The sequence below is a fragment of the Streptomyces sp. NPDC093109 genome, assembly GCF_040701725.1.
Lineage (GTDB): Bacteria > Actinomycetota > Actinomycetes > Streptomycetales > Streptomycetaceae > Streptomyces.
This window is the reverse complement of the sequence record NZ_JBFBEZ010000065.1, coordinates 17,288-32,893: the sequence shown is the minus strand read 5'-3', so window position 1 is coordinate 32,893 and position 15,606 is coordinate 17,288. Positions and strand designations below refer to the sequence as shown.

The 15,606-nt window shown below is 71.9% G+C and carries 13 protein-coding genes; 10 read left to right on the top strand and 3 right to left on the bottom strand.

All coding sequences use genetic code 11. The features are described 5' to 3' along the window. The first annotated feature begins 259 nt into the window (after positions 1-259). Positions 260-1,852: a phosphoglycerate dehydrogenase gene (gene serA, locus AB0389_RS35750; protein ID WP_366399738.1), complete on the top strand. Its 1,593-nt coding sequence runs from the start codon at positions 260-262 to the stop codon at positions 1,850-1,852. A 104-nt stretch (positions 1,853-1,956) separates the two neighbouring features. Continuing rightward, complete coding sequence (locus AB0389_RS35745; RefSeq protein ID WP_366399740.1) at positions 1,957-2,499, top strand: DapH/DapD/GlmU-related protein; 543 nt, start codon at positions 1,957-1,959, stop codon at positions 2,497-2,499. A gap of 98 nt (positions 2,500-2,597) precedes the next feature. Here the strand turns inward: AB0389_RS35745 and AB0389_RS35740 are convergent, their stop codons facing one another. Further along, positions 2,598-3,704: a TetR/AcrR family transcriptional regulator gene (locus AB0389_RS35740; RefSeq protein ID WP_366399737.1), complete on the bottom strand. Its 1,107-nt coding sequence runs from the start codon at positions 3,702-3,704 to the stop codon at positions 2,598-2,600. A gap of 98 nt (positions 3,705-3,802) precedes the next feature. On the opposite strand from AB0389_RS35740, the gene AB0389_RS35735 reads away from it, so the two are divergent. The 3 genes from AB0389_RS35735 (at position 3,803) to AB0389_RS35725 (ending at position 6,706) form a co-directional block, all read left to right on the top strand. Further along, positions 3,803-4,429, top strand: coding sequence for a transcriptional regulator (locus AB0389_RS35735; RefSeq protein WP_366399736.1), 627 nt, complete (start codon positions 3,803-3,805; stop codon positions 4,427-4,429). After that, positions 4,426-6,051 (top strand): pyruvate, phosphate dikinase, encoded by a 1,626-nt coding sequence (locus tag AB0389_RS35730; RefSeq protein WP_366399735.1) that lies wholly within the window; start codon positions 4,426-4,428, stop codon positions 6,049-6,051. Before AB0389_RS35735 ends, AB0389_RS35730 begins: the two co-directional genes overlap by 4 nt. A gap of 67 nt (positions 6,052-6,118) precedes the next feature. After that, complete coding sequence (locus tag AB0389_RS35725) at positions 6,119-6,706, top strand: histidine phosphatase family protein (RefSeq protein ID WP_366399734.1); 588 nt, start codon at positions 6,119-6,121, stop codon at positions 6,704-6,706. A gap of 67 nt (positions 6,707-6,773) precedes the next feature. Here the strand turns inward: AB0389_RS35725 and AB0389_RS35720 are convergent, their stop codons facing one another. Beyond that, positions 6,774-7,355 carry a TetR/AcrR family transcriptional regulator C-terminal domain-containing protein gene (locus tag AB0389_RS35720; RefSeq protein WP_366399739.1) on the bottom strand — a complete coding sequence of 194 codons (582 nt, stop codon included), beginning with the start codon at positions 7,353-7,355 and terminating at the stop codon, positions 6,774-6,776. Positions 7,356-7,435: 80 nt separating this feature from the next. On the opposite strand from AB0389_RS35720, the gene AB0389_RS35715 reads away from it, so the two are divergent. The 4 genes from AB0389_RS35715 (at position 7,436) to AB0389_RS35700 (ending at position 13,218) form a co-directional block, all read left to right on the top strand. After that, entirely contained in the window at positions 7,436-8,692 is a 1,257-nt protein-coding gene (locus AB0389_RS35715; RefSeq protein ID WP_366399733.1) for an FAD-dependent monooxygenase, read from the top strand. Positions 8,693-8,921: 229 nt separating this feature from the next. Beyond that, entirely contained in the window at positions 8,922-11,159 is a 2,238-nt protein-coding gene (locus AB0389_RS35710; RefSeq protein ID WP_366399732.1) for an MMPL family transporter, read from the top strand. 125 nt (positions 11,160-11,284) lie between these two features. Then, positions 11,285-12,514: a sensor histidine kinase gene (locus AB0389_RS35705; RefSeq protein WP_366399731.1), complete on the top strand. Its 1,230-nt coding sequence runs from the start codon at positions 11,285-11,287 to the stop codon at positions 12,512-12,514. After that, on the top strand, positions 12,511-13,218 hold the full coding sequence (locus AB0389_RS35700; protein WP_366399730.1) for a response regulator transcription factor: 708 nt from the start codon (positions 12,511-12,513) through the stop codon (positions 13,216-13,218). The genes AB0389_RS35705 and AB0389_RS35700 overlap by 4 nt, the downstream gene beginning before the upstream one ends. A 60-nt stretch (positions 13,219-13,278) precedes the next feature. Here the strand turns inward: AB0389_RS35700 and AB0389_RS35695 are convergent, their stop codons facing one another. Continuing rightward, a complete protein-coding gene (locus AB0389_RS35695) occupies positions 13,279-14,469 on the bottom strand; it encodes a helix-turn-helix domain-containing protein (RefSeq protein ID WP_366399729.1) in 1,191 nt (396 codons plus the stop codon). Between the two features lie 182 nt (positions 14,470-14,651). On the opposite strand from AB0389_RS35695, the gene AB0389_RS35690 reads away from it, so the two are divergent. Next, a complete protein-coding gene (locus AB0389_RS35690) occupies positions 14,652-15,578 on the top strand; it encodes a proline dehydrogenase family protein (protein ID WP_366399728.1) in 927 nt (308 codons plus the stop codon). Positions 15,579-15,606 lie beyond the last annotated feature (28 nt).

Sequence of the window (15,606 nt, the reverse complement as noted above, 5' to 3'; positions counted from 1 at the left end):
GGCCCCCCGGCCCCGCCTGACTCCCCCCCCGCCCGGGGGCCGCCCGTACCGGCGCCGACGCCGGGCCGCACGTACGAGTGATACCTGCCGCACGGGCGGAGAAAGAGCCCGTGGGCAGCACTACACTGCTCAACACATACGCGTCAGGCCCACAGCGTCGTGCGTCTTTCACGCGGTTAGGGCGCGTCACGCCCTAGGACCCCTCCACCGCATGCGGCCGTCGGGACGGCCGTCCGCAATGGGACTTGTGAGGACTCACGTGAGCTCGAAACCTGTCGTACTCATCGCTGAAGAGCTTTCGCCCGCCACCGTCGACGCGCTCGGTCCGGATTTCGAGATCCGGCACTGCAACGGCGCCGACCGTGCGGAGCTGCTGCCCGCCATCGCCGACGTGGACGCGATTCTCGTCCGCTCCGCGACCAAGGTCGACGCCGAGGCCATCGCCGCGGCCAAGAAGCTGCGGGTCGTGGCCCGCGCCGGGGTCGGCCTGGACAACGTCGATGTCTCCGCCGCCACCAAGGCCGGCGTGATGGTCGTCAACGCGCCGACCTCCAACATCGTCACCGCCGCCGAGCTGGCCTGCGGTCTGCTGGTCGCCACCGCGCGCAACATCCCGCAGGCGAACACCGCGCTCAAGAACGGCGAGTGGAAGCGCTCCAAGTACACGGGCGTCGAGCTGAGCGAGAAGACGCTCGGCGTCGTCGGCCTCGGCCGCATCGGCGTGCTCGTCGCGCAGCGCATGTCGGCCTTCGGCATGAAGATCGTCGCGTACGACCCCTACGTACAGCCGGCCCGCGCCGCCCAGATGGGCGTCAAGCTGCTGACCCTCGACGAGCTGCTCGAAGTCTCCGACTTCATCACCGTGCACCTCCCCAAGACGCCCGAGACCCTCGGTCTGATCGGTGACGAGGCGCTGCACAAGGTCAAGCCGTCCGTCCGGATCGTCAACGCCGCGCGCGGCGGGATCGTGGACGAAGAGGCGCTCGCCTCCGCGCTGAAGGAGGGCCGGGTCGCCGGCGCCGGACTCGACGTGTACACGAAGGAGCCCTGCACGGACTCCCCGCTCTTCCAGTTCGACCAGGTCGTCTGCACCCCGCACCTCGGCGCGTCCACCGACGAGGCGCAGGAGAAGGCCGGCATCGCCGTCGCCCGCTCGGTACGGCTGGCCCTCGCCGGTGAGCTCGTCCCCGACGCGGTCAACGTCCAGGGCGGAGTCATCGCCGAGGACGTACGCCCCGGTCTGCCGCTCGCCGAGAAGCTCGGCCGGATCTTCACCGCCCTCGCGGGCGAGGTCGCGGCCCGGCTCGATGTCGAGGTGTACGGCGAGATCACCCAGCACGATGTGAAGGTGCTCGAACTCTCCGCGCTCAAGGGCGTGTTCGAGGACGTCGTCGCCGAGACCGTCTCGTACGTCAACGCCCCGCTCTTCGCGCAGGAGCGCGGTGTCGAGGTCCGGCTGACCACCTCCAGCGAGTCCCCGAACCACCGCAACGTGGTCACCGTGCGCGGCACGCTCTCCAGCGGCGAGGAGGTCTCGGTCTCCGGCACGCTGGCCGGCCCCAAGCACCTGCTGAAGATCGTCGCGATCGGCGCGTACGACGTGGAGCTGGCGCTGGCCGACCACATGGTCGTGCTGCGCTACGAGGACCGCCCCGGCGTGGTCGGCACCGTCGGCCGGATCCTCGGCGAGGCCGGTCTCAACATCGCCGGTATGCAGGTCGCGCGCGCGGAGGAGGGCGGCGAGGCACTGGTCGTCCTCACCGTCGACGACACCGTGCCGCAGACGGTTCTCGCGGAGATCTCCGACGAGATCGGCGCGGCCTCGGCCCGCTCGGTGAACCTGACCGACTGATCCCATCGCATTGATACGCAGGTGAGGGGCCCGGCGGCGACGCCGGGCCCCTTCCGTATGCCCGCCACAGACTCCGTATGCCCACCACAGACAAGGACCGCGGCATGTCCGACGACCGTTTCCTGCGTATCCACAGCCCCGAGTTCCGGGCCATGGCCGAGCGGGTCCTGCGGGTCACCGCGCTCACCTCGCGCCTGAACGTCCTGCCCTTCGAGGACGAGGCCGGAAAGGCGGAGCTGTTCGAGCAGATCCTCGGCAGGCCGCTGCCGGCGCGCACCACGATCTATCCGCCCTTCTACACGGACCACGGCCTCCGCCTCGACCTCGCCGAACGCGTGTTCATCAACCAGAACTGCACGTTCCTGGACCACGCGGGCATCCGGCTCGGCGAAGGCGTGATGGTCGCCCCCAAGGTCACGTTCATCACCGTCGGCCACCCGGTCGACCCCGAGGAGCGGCGGGGTTGGCTGACCGGCGCGCCCATCGATGTGGCGGAGAACGTGTGGATCGGCGCCGGTGCCACGATCCTTCCCGGCGTCACCATCGGCCGGGACGCCGTGATCGCCGCCGGCGCGGTCGTGGCCGACGACGTACCGCCGGCCAGTCTGGTGACCGGCGGCAAGGCGACCGTGAACCGGCGGTGGTGACGGCTTCGCCCCTGACCGCACCGGGTGCGGGCGCCGCGTTCGGGGTGCGGGTGCCGGCCCGTCACACCTCGTCCGCAGGTCCTTCCTGACGCACGCCGTCACGCTGCCGACGGTTTTTCGGGGGCGGTGTGGGTGGCCACTGCGTGGCCCGCGCCACGCCCTTCCGCGCGGGCCACGATGAGCCCGTCGCGCACCCGGACCGCCACCTCGGTGACGTCGTCGGTGGGGTCGCCGGACGGCTTACGGCCGAGGGCCGTCGTCACCGCGCCACCGTCGTCGAACACGACGCGCGGCCGGGGCAGTTCCCCGGCCGCGAACACCCGCCGCAGCGAGCCGACGAGATCGACGATCCGGAGCCGGGCCAGTCGGCCGGTCTCGGCGGGATCGCTCGTCACGACGACGAACGTCACCTCGTCACGCAGCCGCGCCGCGGACACCGCCTCCTCGGCCGCCGACAGCCGCCCGACGCCCAGGACGACCACCACACCGTCGGCGCCGAGGTCGACGCGGCTCCCGGTGATCTCGTCGCGCAGTCCGAGGGGCGCCGCCCACGGGTCTTCCACCGGCCGTGCCGGAGCGACGAAGGGCAGGTGAGCCGGTGCCCCCTCGTCGAGGAGGGCGATGCCGGCCAGGTGTTCCGCGGCGCGCGCCAGGTCGAACGGATCGCTGACCCCCGGGGCGTTCTCCGCGAGCCCGGCCGCTCCGTTGAGCAGGGTCAGCGCCAGCTCGGCCAGCCGTACCGTCGAGCGGCGTACGGCGGTGCGCGGCTCCAGCGCCAGGGCGAGCAGCAGGGCCTCGAACCGGAAGAGTTCCGCCAGCGCGGTCCTGGCCGGCTCGGTGTCCAGCACTCCGGACAGTGAACGCAGCTGAAGATGACCGCTCCCCGGGGTATCGCCGGTGAGGGGCAGCCGTTCGAGCCAGACTCTGGCGAAGGCACCCAGGGCCCGCCCCGTGGAATCGGGTGACCGCACCGGCGGTTCGGCGGAGATCCAGGCCCGTTCGACGGAGTCGGCGAGCACCGCGAGATACAGCGCGCGCTTGCCGGCGAAGTTCGAGTAGACCGCGCCCCTGGTCAGCTCGGCCCGCTCGGCCATCCGGTCGATCCTGGCCTCGCCGTAGCCGTACTCGGCGAACTCCTCCCGGGCCGCGACCAGTACCGCCGCCCGGGTCCGCTCCTGCTGCTGTGCACGGGTCAGTCTCACCATCGTGTCCCCTTCCGCTTCCGGCGTGCCATAATACTGCCAACATTCAGATGTTGAGGATATCTGGATGACATGAGCATCGGAACGAGGAGGGGCAGGACATGAACCGGCCAGAAACCCGAACGGCGGACCCCGGCCTGCTGGTGCTGCACGCCCTGCGCTGCGCCGGCGCCGCCGGTCCCGCCCGCCTCCATCTGGTCACAGGTCTCGACGCGTTCGATGTCGAGTCCGAGCTGATCGATCTCGGTGCCGCCGGACTCGTCACGTACACACCCGGCCCCATGTCGGGCTGGTGGCTCACGGAGGCCGGTCGCGTCGCGGACGCCGAACGGATCACCGGCGAGCTGGAGTCGGCCGCCGCCCGCCGGGCCGTGACGGCGGCGTACCACCGCTTTCTCGCGCTCAACCCGGAGCTGCTCGACCTCTGCCGGGCATGGCAACTGCGCACCGTCGACGGCGTCGTGAGCGTCAACGACCACGGAGACGCCGCCTACGACAGCCGGGTCCTCGACCGGTTCGCCGACCTGGACCGCCGTGCCGCCGCCGTCTGCGCCGAACTCGCCGCGGCACTGCCCCGGTTCGGCCGCTACCGCGTCCGTCTCGCCGGTGCCCTCGAACAGGCCGCCGCCGGCGCGCTGGAGTACGTGACCGACAGCACCGCGTCGTACCACACCGTCTGGGCGGAGCTGCACGAAGACCTGCTCGCCACCCTGGGGATACCGCGATGAGATGGATCCGTACGATCTCCGCCGAGACCGAGGAGGGGGCGGAGACGCTGGGCGGCAAGGTGCGTGGCCTCGTCCTCCTGCACCGTCTCGGGCTACGGGTGCCGGCCGGCTTCGCCGTCACCACCGAGGCATGCCGCGCCTACCTGCGGGAAGGGCGTCTCCCCGAGGGACTTCGGGCCGAGCTGGCGACGGCCGTCGGCGGCCTCGAACGCTCCACCGGGCGTGCTTTCGGCGGCGCGCGGAAGCCGCTGGCGGTGGCTGTCCGTTCCGGGGCCAAGGTGTCGATGCCCGGCATGATGAACACGATCCTCAACCTGGGCCTCACGACCGCAGCCACCGCCGGCCTGGCCGCCGAGACGGGCAACCGGCCGTTCGCACTGGACTCGCGGCTGCGCTTCCTGTCGACCTTCGCCGCCGCGGTCACGGACGCGGACGGTGCGGGGACCGCCCGGGGAGGAGATCCCGTGCCGGTGGACGAAGGCGGGGAAGCGCACCTGCGTGACGCGGCGCGGGCAGTCGGGAACCTCGTACGGGAACGGTGCGGCCGGCCCGTCCCGGACGACGCGGCCCGCCAGCTGGAGTGGGCGGTCGAGGCAGTGTTCTCCTCCTGGAACACACCCCGCGCACGGACCTACCGCGCGCTGAACGACATCCCGCACGGCCTCGGCACAGCGGTGATCGTCCAGACGATGGTCTTCGGGAACCGCGACGGGCACAGCGGCACCGGAGTCGCCTTCAGCCGCGACCCCAACACCGGCGAGAACGTCCCGTACGGCGAAGTCCTCTTCGGGCGCCAGGGGGAGGACCTGGTCGCCGGCAGATCGGCCACCCGGCCGCTGCGCGAACTCGCCGAGCGGGAGCCCGCCGTGTGGCGGGAGCTGCTCGACGCGCTGGACCGGATCGAAGGACACCACCGTGACGCCTGCTACGTCGAGTTCACGTTTCACTCCGGCGAGCTGTGGTTCCTCCAGGTCAGGCCCGGCCGGTTCGTCGGCGCTGCCGCGGTCCGCGTAGCCACCGAACTCGTCGACGAGCGGGTCATCGGGCGCCATGAGGCGCTGCTCAGGATCTCGCCGCAGCACCTCAGGCACGTCCGCACGCCGCGCATCGCGGCATCCGGCGAGACGGACATCCTCGCCCGGGGGATCGGCGCGTGCCCCGGCGTCGCGGCCGGCAGAGTGGCGACCACGCCGGACGGAGCCGTACGCATGGCCCGGGACTTCCCCGTCATCCTCGTACGCCCGGAGACCTCCCCCGACGACATGCACGGCCTGGCCGCCGCCGCCGGAATCGTCACCGCGCGCGGCGGGCCGGCCAGCCACGCCGCGGTGGTCGCACGAGCCATGTCGAAACCCGCGGTCGTGGGCGTCGGCGGCCTCACCGTCGACACCGGCGGCGGCTCGATGACGGTCGGCGGTCGCACCGTCGGCGAGGGCACCCTCGTCACCATCGACGGAACCAGTGGCGAAGTCGCCCTTGGCACCCCCCGCGTCGTCACGGACGCGGCCGACGACCACCTTCACCGACTGCTCGGCTGGGCCGACGACATCTCGGGCGACCGCTCGGAACGAGGGGAATCCCGGCGGCTCGAAGCGGCCCGTGCCGTCCTGCTTCGCCGCTGACGTGCGGCGAGCCGGAGAGCAACGCACAACTCGTCGACCACAAGCCTGTCCCGCGAGGAGATCGGTGATGGCAACACGGCACGTGTACCTGGTGAGGCACGGAGCGGCCGACCCGTTCGGCGAACTGACCGACGTCGGGCAGCGGCAGTCGGAACTGGTCGGGCGGCGTCTGGCCGGTCTTCCTGTCGACGTGGTGTGGCACTCGCCCCTCCCGAGGGCGGCGCGGTGCGCGCGGATCGTCGGCGGGCACCTGCCGGAGGCCGCGGTGCGGGAAGCGCCCGAGCTGATCGACCACGTACCGCACGTACCGGACGAAGTGCCGCGGGACCGGGCGCCGTTCTTCGACGGGTACGGGGCCGAGGAGGCCGCGGAGGCGGAACGCCGCTCCGGCGCGCTGACCGCCAGGTTCGCGCGCCCCGCCGAGACCGAGACCCATGAGGTCCTGATCACGCACGCCTATCCGGTGGCCTGGCTGGTTCGGCACGCCCTCGGCGCGCCACCGGAGCGGTGGCTCGGGCTGAACTGCGGCAACGCGGCGATCACGGCGATCGAGTACCGCGACGGCACGGCGCCGACGGTGCTGATGTACAACGACATGGGCCACCTGCCGGCCGATCTGCGATGGACGGGCTTCGCGGCGGGCACCAGGCCGTGAGAAGCCGCCCCGGACCCCGGCGTGCTCCGTGGCGACCGACGGAGATCGTTACTGACCGTGGCCCGGCTCACCGGCCTTTTCGGTGGGCGCTGCCGGCCGTGTGCTGTTCCAGGCCGCCGAGGATGAGCGCGAGGCCCGCCTCGAACGCCGCCTCGTGATCCAGTACCGGGACGTCGTCCGGCAGGTCCCCGGCGTCCGGCGCATCCGTATCCGCCTGCTCCTCGAGCACGCAGCCCACCGTGTAGCGGCCGGTGGCCAGCATCGCCATCTGCGCCTCCCGCTCGGGCACGCCGGAGGAGACCAGGAAGGCCATCTTGCGGCGGATCCGGTCGAGGTCGCCGGTCGGAGTGCTGCCGGCGTGCAGCCGGGCACCGTCACGGCGCATCAGCAGTGTGCGGCGGAAGCTGCGGGAGTTCTCCAGGAACCACGCGCGCCAGTCGTCCCCGGGGGACGGCAGCGCCGCGGTGGCGTGCGGGGCCATGGCCGCCTCCGCCATGGCGGCAAGGAGATCCTTCTTGGTCCGGAAGTGGTAGTAGAGCGACGGCTGTTCGACGCCGAGCCGCTTGGCCAGCCGCCTGGTGCTGACCGTTTCCAGGCCGACGTCGTCCAGCAGCTCCAGCGCCTCGGTGACGACGGTCGCACGGTTCATCTTGGTCACGTTGACATTCTATCGCTGATAGAAGACTGTGGAAAGAAATCAATCACCGATAGATTTTGGGGTGGTCGGACGTGAAAGACAAGATCGCGGAGCGTTCGCTCCGGATCCTCGTCGCCGGCGGCGGCGTCGCCGGGCAGGCGCTGGCCTTCTGGCTCACCCGCGGCGGTCACCGGGTGACGGTCGCCGAGCGCTTCCCGGAGCTGCGCGCCTCGGGTGCCCAGGTCGACCTGCGCGGACAGGGCATCGAGGCGGTCGAGCGCATGGGCCTGCTGGAGACCGTGCGCGGGCAGCTGGTGGACGAGCCGGGCGTCGCCTTCGTCGACTCCCGCGGCAGGCCGAAGGCGACGATCATGGCGAACACCTCCGGCAAGGGACGTCAGACCCTGACCTCTGAGTACGAGATCATGCGCGGCGTCCTCGTCCGCATCCTGCACGAGGCGACCAAGAACGGCACCGAGTACGTCTTCGACAAGGGCGTCCACGGCTTCGACCAGGACGCGGACCGGGTCACCGCGCACTTCTCGGACGGCACCTCCGGCACGTACGACCTGCTGATCGGCGCCGACGGGCAGGGCTCGCGCGTCCGGCAGGCGCTGCTGCCCGAGGGCTTCGACCCGTACTGGCGGGTGGGCATCCACATGGCCTACTGGTTCGTGCCGCGCATCGCCTCCGACACCGACATCCGCGACACCTGCATGGTCCCCGGCGGCCGGCAGATCATGCGGCGCAGCCACAACGCGACCGAGACCCAGGTGTACTTCGTGGTGCGCGAGGAGTCGGCGGAAGCGTCCGCGATCCACCGCGCTCCCGTCGAGCAGCAGCAGAAGTTCTGGGCCGAGCGGTTCCGGGACGCCGGATGGCAGACCGACCGGTTCGTCGCGGGTATGAAGGACAGCCCGTTCTTCTACTCCCAGGAGATCGCCCAGGTACGCATCGACAACTGGTCCAAGGGCCGGGTGGTCCTGGCCGGGGACGCCGCGCACTGCGCGTCCCCCTACAGCGGCATGGGAATCTCCGGCGGCCTGGTCGGCGCCTACGTCCTGGCCGGGGAGATCAACCGGCACGCGGACGACCTGCCCACCGCGCTGGCGAACTACGACCGCGTCCTGCGGCCCTTCGTCGCCGAGATCCAGCGTGAGGTCAATCCCCGCATCCTGCGCGTGGGCATGCCCATGAACAAGCACGCCATCAGCGCCTTCCAGAGCGCCACCGCGCTGGCCTGCTTCTTCCACATCCCCGACCTTGTCGCGCGGTTCTCCACGGAGGACCGCGGCGGCGACTGGCGGCTGCCGGACTACGCCGGCGCGCACGCGGCCCGGGGCGCCTGAGCCGCACCCGCGCCGGGCTCGGGGAGCGGCCACGCGTCCTGCCCCTCGGGGATGAGCCCTGCCGCGCCCGTACTGCAATCGCAGTACGGGCGGGTGTCCGCAGATACGGGACGATTCCGCGGCCGATGTTGCCAATGATGTGGACGAAGCCGCGGACCGTTTGGCGCCTCGAGTGCGCACGGCACGGCCGCGGCACCATCCCTTTCCTCTTCGACTGGAGTGCCTCGTCATGGCTTCCTTGCTCTATCGGCTCGGCCGGTTGTCCTTCCGGCAGCGCCGCTATTTCGCCCTCCTGTGGGTGGCGATCCTGGCGGCGTGTTCCTTCGCAGCCATCAGTGCCCCGGAGGCTGAAGAGGACGGGTTCTCCATACCGGGCACCGAGTCGCAGAAGGCGTTCGACCTGCTCGACGAGCGCTTCCCCGGAGACAACGCGGAGGGCGCGGACGCACGCATCGTCTTCGCCGCGCCCGACGGGCAGAAGGTGACCGCTCGCGAGAACCGGGCGGCTGTCGAGAAGGTCATCGACACCGTCGCGGGCGGCTCGCAGGTGAAGGACACCTCGAGTCCCTTCGCGCCGGAAGCCGTCAGCAAGGACGCCACCACCGCGTTCGCGACCATCACCTACACCGTCGTCGCCGAAGACCTGACCGCGGCCACGTCCGCCGAGCTCATGGACGCCATCGAGGAAGCCCGCGCGGCGGGGCTGACCGTGGAAGTCGGAGGCTCGGCCATCGACGGCGGCCCCGAACTCGGCGGCATCACCGAGGTGATCGGCATCGCTGTCGCCGCGCTCGTGCTGTTCATCACCTTCCGCGCGATGGTCGCCGCCGGGCTTCCTCTGGTCACCGCGCTCGTCGGCCTGGGCGCCGGAGTCTGCGCCATCATCGCCGCGGGCATGTCCACCACGACGATCACCCTGGCCCTGATGCTCGGCCTGGCCGTGGGCATCGACTACGCCCTGTTCATCGTCTCCCGCTATCGCGCCGAACGGGCCGCGGGGCACGCGCCGCAGGAGGCCGCCGGCCGGGCGGTGGGCACCGCCGGATCCGCGGTCGTCTTCGCCGGCGCCACCGTCGTCATCGCACTGGCCGGGCTGTCCGTGGCGGGCGTGCCGATGCTGACCGACATGGGGCTGGCCGCCGCCGGAACCGTCGTCCTCGCCGTGCTCGTCGCCCTGACGCTGCTGCCCGCGCTGCTCGGCTTCTTCCCCCAGGCCGTCCTGCCGCGCGACCAGCGCAGCAGCAGCACCACCGACACCGACACCGCCACTGCCACCACCGTCACGCCTGTTCACGCGAAGGAGGCCGCGGGCAGCCGGTGGGCCCGCTTCGTCATCCGCCGGCCTCTGGCGACGCTGCTGCTGAGCGTGGCGGCTCTCGGCGTCGTCGCCGTTCCGGTACTGGATCTCCAGCTCGGCCTGCCCGGTGACGAGGCGCAGCCCACTTCGACCACGCAGCGCCGTGCCTACGATGCCCTCGCTGACGGCTTCGGCCCCGGTTTCAACGGGCCCCTGACCATCGTCATCGACGCCAAGGGCGCCGACGACGCGAAGGCTGTCGCGGCAGAGGCCCGTACGGCCCTGACGGCCACTGACGGCGTCGTGGGCGTTTCGCCGGCCACCTTCAACAAGGCCGGCGACACCGCGATCATCGGCGCCGTGCCCAGCACCGGCCCGAGCGACAGCGCGACCAAGGACCTCGTCAAGACGATCCGCTCCCTGGCCGCCGACCTGAAGAAGACCTCCGGCGCCTCCATGCTGGTGACCGGTCAGACCGCGATGAACATCGACGTCTCGAACAAGGTCACCGCCGCGCTCACCCCCTACCTCGCGGTGGTGGTGGGGCTCGCCGTCCTGCTTCTGATGATCGTCTTCCGTTCGATCCTCGTCCCGGTCAAGGCGGCCCTCGGCTTCCTGCTCTCGGTCGCCGCGTCCTTCGGCGCGATCGTCGCGGTCTTCCAGTGGGGCTGGCTCGCCGACCAGCTCGGCGTCGCCCAGACCGGACCGGTGATGAGCATGATGCCGATCTTCCTGATCGGCGTGGTCTTCGGCCTGGCCATGGACTACGAGGTCTTCCTCGTGACCCGTATCCGCGAAGCCCACGTCCACGGCGAATCGCCCGCGCAGGCCATCGTCACCGGCTTCCGGCACAGCGCCCGCGTCGTCGTGGCCGCCGCCGTCATCATGATCGCCGTCTTCGCCGGTTTCATCGGCATGAGCGACTCCATGATCAAGATGCTCGGTCTGGGGCTGGCCGCCGCCGTCTTCTTCGACGCGTTCATCGTCCGCATGACCATCGTCCCGGCCGCTCTCGCGCTCCTGGGGAAGGCGGCGTGGTGGCTGCCCAGGTGGCTGGACAGGCTGCTGCCCGACCTGGACATCGAAGGTGAGAAACTCGCTCGCACCCTCGCGGTCGAGCACCCGGTCCCGGCGGCGCCCTCGGCACGGGAGGATTCGGTGAACGTCTGACCCACAGCCGCCCCGGGGCTCCCGCCAACCGCGGGCCTCCCGGGGCGTCCTCGCATGCGCAGGGGGCCGCCCGCCCCGAGCGTCCACGGACGACAACCGACGAGCACACCCGTAAAGGAGGGAGCGTGATCACCGCCATCCGGTCGTGGGCCCGCCGCCACCCCAGAGCTTTCGACGCCGCGACGGCGGCCGTCCTGTGCGCCCTCGCGGTGCTCTCCACCACCATGGCGCAGCCGCCCCGGATCGTGCGCTGGCCGCCGGCCGCCGCCGCCGGCGTTGCCGTCCTGGCCTGCTCGGCGCTGCTGCTGCACCGCAACCACCCGCGTCTGACCGTCATCACCACGACCGTGTGCACCGCCGTCCTCGGCGCCATGGGCCCCTCCTTCGGTTACGAGTTCGGCTCCACCCTCACCGGCCCCGTCATGGCGGCGCTCGCGTCACTGGCCTGGCGAACCGACAGCCGCACCGCCGCCCGCTACACCGCCACCGCCGCCATGGCCCTGCTCACCGCCTCCAGCCTGTGGACGCCGGGCGGCCCGCAGTTGCAGCCCGACCAGGTGGGACTGGCCGCGTTCACCCTCGTCGCCCCGGCCGTGGCCGACTCCCTGCGCAGCCGCCGCGACTACGTCACCGCGGTGGAAGCACGCGCGGAGATGGCGGAACACACCCGCGAGGAAGAGGCCCGCCGGCGCGTCGGCGCCGAACGGATGCGCATCGCCCGCGAATTGCACGACGTCGTGGCCCACCACATCACGCTCGCCCACGCCCAGTCCGCCACCGCCGACTACCTGCTCGCCAGCCGGCCCGACAAGGCACAGCAGGTCATGCAGAACCTCACCGCCACCCTCAACTCGGCGCTGGGCGAACTGAGAGCGACCGTGGTCCTGCTCCGTGAACACGACGAGTCCCGGGGCCCTTCGACCGAGCCCGCCCCCGGTCTGACGCGACTGACGGAGCTGATCGCCTCGTTCGACCAGGTCGGCCTCACCGTCACCCTCACCCAGGAAGGCGCCACGCGATCGCTGTCACCCGGCGTCGACCTCACCGCCTACCGCATCACGCAAGAAGCACTCACCAACGTCTCCAAGCACGCACTGACCACCACGGCCGCCGTCCACCTCCACTACACCGACAGCCTGCTGACTCTGACGGTCACCGACGACGGCCCGCCCGTACAGGTCCGCGGCGCCGCCGGATACGGCCTCATCGGCATGCGCGAGCGGGCCCATGCGGTCGGCGGATACCTGCGCGCCCACCCCCGGGACGCCGCCGGATTCGAGGTGAGGGCCGAGCTGCCCACCCTCGCGTACTCGCCGGCCGGCAGCCCGGCCGCCCACGACAAGGACACCCCGTGACCATCCGCGTGCTGCTCGCCGACGACCAGGCCCTCCTCACCGCGACGTTCCAGGTCCTCATCGACGCCGCCGACGACCTCGAAGTCATCGCCACGGCAGCCGACGGCGACCAGGCCGTACGACTGGCCCGCTCCACCACACCGGACGTCGTGGTCATGGACGTCCGCATGCCCCATCAGGACGGTCTGTCCGCCGCCGCGCAGATCACCACCGATCCCCAGCTCCGCGGCACCCGCGTCCTCATCCTGACCACCTTCGAAACCGACGACTACATCACTCGGGCCCTGCGCGCGGGCGTCAGCGGCTTCCTCGGCAAAGGCGTCGGACCCGCCGAGTTCCTCGCCGCCATCCGCACCGTCGCGGCCGGCGACATGGTGCTCTCCCCGCTGGCCACCCACGCCGTGGTCACCCGCTACCTCGCCGCCGCCGGCCCCGACCGCTCCCAAGCGACCCCCCGCGAGATGGACAACCTCACCCCCCGCGAGCAGGAAGTCCTGCTCTGCGCGGCGGAAGGGCTCACCAACGACGAGATCGCCGAGCGCCTGTACGTCAGCCCGCTGACCGTCCGCACCTTCGTCCAGCGCATCATGCACAAGCTCGGTGCCCGCCACCGGGCCCAGCTCGTGGCCCTCGCCTACCGGACCGGCTTCGCCCGCGTTCCGCAGCCGCCGCCCGCACGCCCCCGCGGCGAGTACGGTCCCTGAAGTACGCCACTGCCCATGATCACGCGGAAGCGCGCACGAAACCGCGGAACCCGCACCGGGTCAGAGCCGGGCCGCTTTCAGGGCCATGTGCAGCAGCAGCCTGTCCTCGCCGTCGTCCAGATCCAGCCCCGTCACCTGCTCGATCCGGGAGAGCCGGTAGTAGAGCGTCTGGCGGTGGATGCCGAGCGCGGCGGCGGTGCGGCCCGCCTGGCCCGCGTGGTCCAGGAAGACCTCGGCGGTGTGGGCCAGTTCGGCGTTGGCGGGGGCCAGCAGCGCACCGACGGCCGGGTCGGGCGTACGCGGCAGCGCGGTCAGCAGGCGGTACGGGCCGATGGCCGTCCACTGGGCCACCGGGCCGAAGCGCGGCCGGCCCACGGACGCGCGGGCCGCGGCGACCGCCTCGCGCCAGGCGTCGGGCAGCCCGGCGGGGCCCCGGCGCGGGGCGCCCGCGCCGGCCCCGGCCCCCGGGCCCCCGCTCTCGCGCAGCCGGGCGGCGGCCGTCAGCGCGGGGGCGAGCGCGTCCGCCGACCGGAGCCGTACGAGCAGGGCCAGCGCCCGGCCCGGGGGCTCGTCCTCACCCTCACCTTCAACGGCACCGGAGACGGCCGTCGGCTCCCCGGACCCGTGGGGGAGGACGCACAGGGCGGCCGTCCCCGGGACCGCCCGTATCCCCGGCTCCTCCCCGGGCCACGGCGCCACACAGAGCAGCACATGCGACCCCTCCGCCCCCGGGCCGAGCGCCGTGCGCAGCGCGGCCACCGCCATCTCCCGCTGCCAGCCGGGGCCCGCGGTGAGCACGGCCCGCAGCTCCCTGGCCAGATCGACGCCCGACCGCAGCTCGTCGGCGAGCAGATCCCCGATCCGGCCGGTCACCTCCATGGCCGCCGCCAGCCGGGACGCGGCCGGGCCCGGGTCCGCGTCGTCCAGCAGCAGCCAGACATAGCCGAGGACCTGGCCCCGGTGGCGGACGGGCAGACAGATCCGCCCCCGGAAGACCCCCGCGTCCGGCGCCGCCGGGATCCGTACCGGCGCCGTGGCCCGCGTGATGCCGAAGCCCTCGAACCAGGCGCGGACCGCCGGCGTGGACTTCCGGGTCAGGATCGAACGCGTCCTGACCGGATCCATCACCGTGTCGTCCACGCTGTCGTGCGCGCCGAAGGCGATCAGCCCGAAGTCGCGGTTCTCCAGCGTCGCCGGGACCCCGAGCAGCGCGGAGATCTCGTCGACCAGTTCCTGGTAATCGTCCTTCACCGGGACATTCTCCCACCGCTTCTCCCCGCCTTCAGACATCTGTCTGAGATCCCGGCCACGGATGCGTGACAGCTGTCGATGGCAGAGGATCGGAGCGCTCTCTAGGTTTCACAGTGATTCATCCGCCCGCGTGCGCCCCTCCGTCGCACCGCGGCCGTCCCGTACTCACCGTGGAGGTGCCCGTGCTGGGTCCCGTGATCCTTGCCGCGTCGCGGAGCGACGCCATGCGGCGCGCCGTATCGGCCGCCCCGGTGACCCGGCCCGTGGTGGACCGGTTCATCGCCGGTGAGTCCATCGAGCAGATGACCCCCGTCCTCACGGAACTGGCCGAGCGCGGGCTCCAGGTCACCCTCGACGTCCTCGGCGAGGACATCACCGATCCGGCCGAGGCGCGCGCCGCCCGCGACGCGTATCTGCGGCTCGTCGAGGCGCTCGCACCGCTGGACCTCGGCCCCCGCGCCGAGATGTCGGTGAAGCTGTCCTCCTTCGGCCAGGCGCTGCCCGGCGGGCACGACCTCGCGCTGGCCAACGTCACCGCCGTCGTCGAGGCCGCCGCCGCGATCGGCACCACGGTCACTCTCGACGCCGAGGACCACACCACCCTCGACTCGATGCTCGCCATCCACGCCGAACTGCGCACCCGCTTCCCGGAGACCGGCGCGGTCGTCCAGTCGTACCTCTTCCGTACGGAAGAGGACTGCCGCGCGCTCGCCGCCGCCGGATCGCGCGTCCGTCTCGTCAAGGGCGCCTACAAGGAGCCCGGCTCGGTCGCGTACCTCGACAAGGGCGACGTCGACCGCGCGTACGTCCGCTGCCTGCGGATCCTGATGGACGGCACCGGCTACCCGATGGTCGGCACGCACGACCCGCGCCTCGTCGCGATCGCCCAGGACCTCGCGCAGCGCGCGGGCCGCAAGCCCGACGAGTACGAGTTCCAGATGCTGTACGGCATCCGCGAGGCCGAGCAGGTCCGGCTGGCCGCCGAGGGGCACCGGATGCGGGTCTACGTCGCGTACGGCACCGACTGGTACGGATATTTCATGCGCCGCCTCGCGGAGCGCCCCGCCAACCTCGCGTTCTTCCTGCGCTCGCTCGTCAGCCGCGGCTGACCCCTCTCACCCAAGGAGCTTCGCCACC

What these genes read in the sequence shown, in the direction of transcription:
- AB0389_RS35725 (WP_366399734.1), top strand. Translation starts at nt 6,119, where the DNA reads ATGGCAACACGGCACGTGTACCTGGTGAGGCACGGAGCGGCCGACCCG.
- AB0389_RS35710 (WP_366399732.1), top strand. Translation starts at nt 8,922, where the DNA reads ATGGCTTCCTTGCTCTATCGGCTCGGCCGGTTGTCCTTCCGGCAGCGC.
- AB0389_RS35730 (WP_366399735.1), top strand. Translation starts at nt 4,426, where the DNA reads ATGAGATGGATCCGTACGATCTCCGCCGAGACCGAGGAGGGGGCGGAG.
- AB0389_RS35740 (WP_366399737.1), bottom strand. Translation starts at nt 3,704, where the DNA reads ATGGTGAGACTGACCCGTGCACAGCAGCAGGAGCGGACCCGGGCGGCG.
- AB0389_RS35720 (WP_366399739.1), bottom strand. Translation starts at nt 7,355, where the DNA reads ATGAACCGTGCGACCGTCGTCACCGAGGCGCTGGAGCTGCTGGACGAC.
- AB0389_RS35735 (WP_366399736.1), top strand. Translation starts at nt 3,803, where the DNA reads ATGAACCGGCCAGAAACCCGAACGGCGGACCCCGGCCTGCTGGTGCTG.
- AB0389_RS35745 (WP_366399740.1), top strand. Translation starts at nt 1,957, where the DNA reads ATGTCCGACGACCGTTTCCTGCGTATCCACAGCCCCGAGTTCCGGGCC.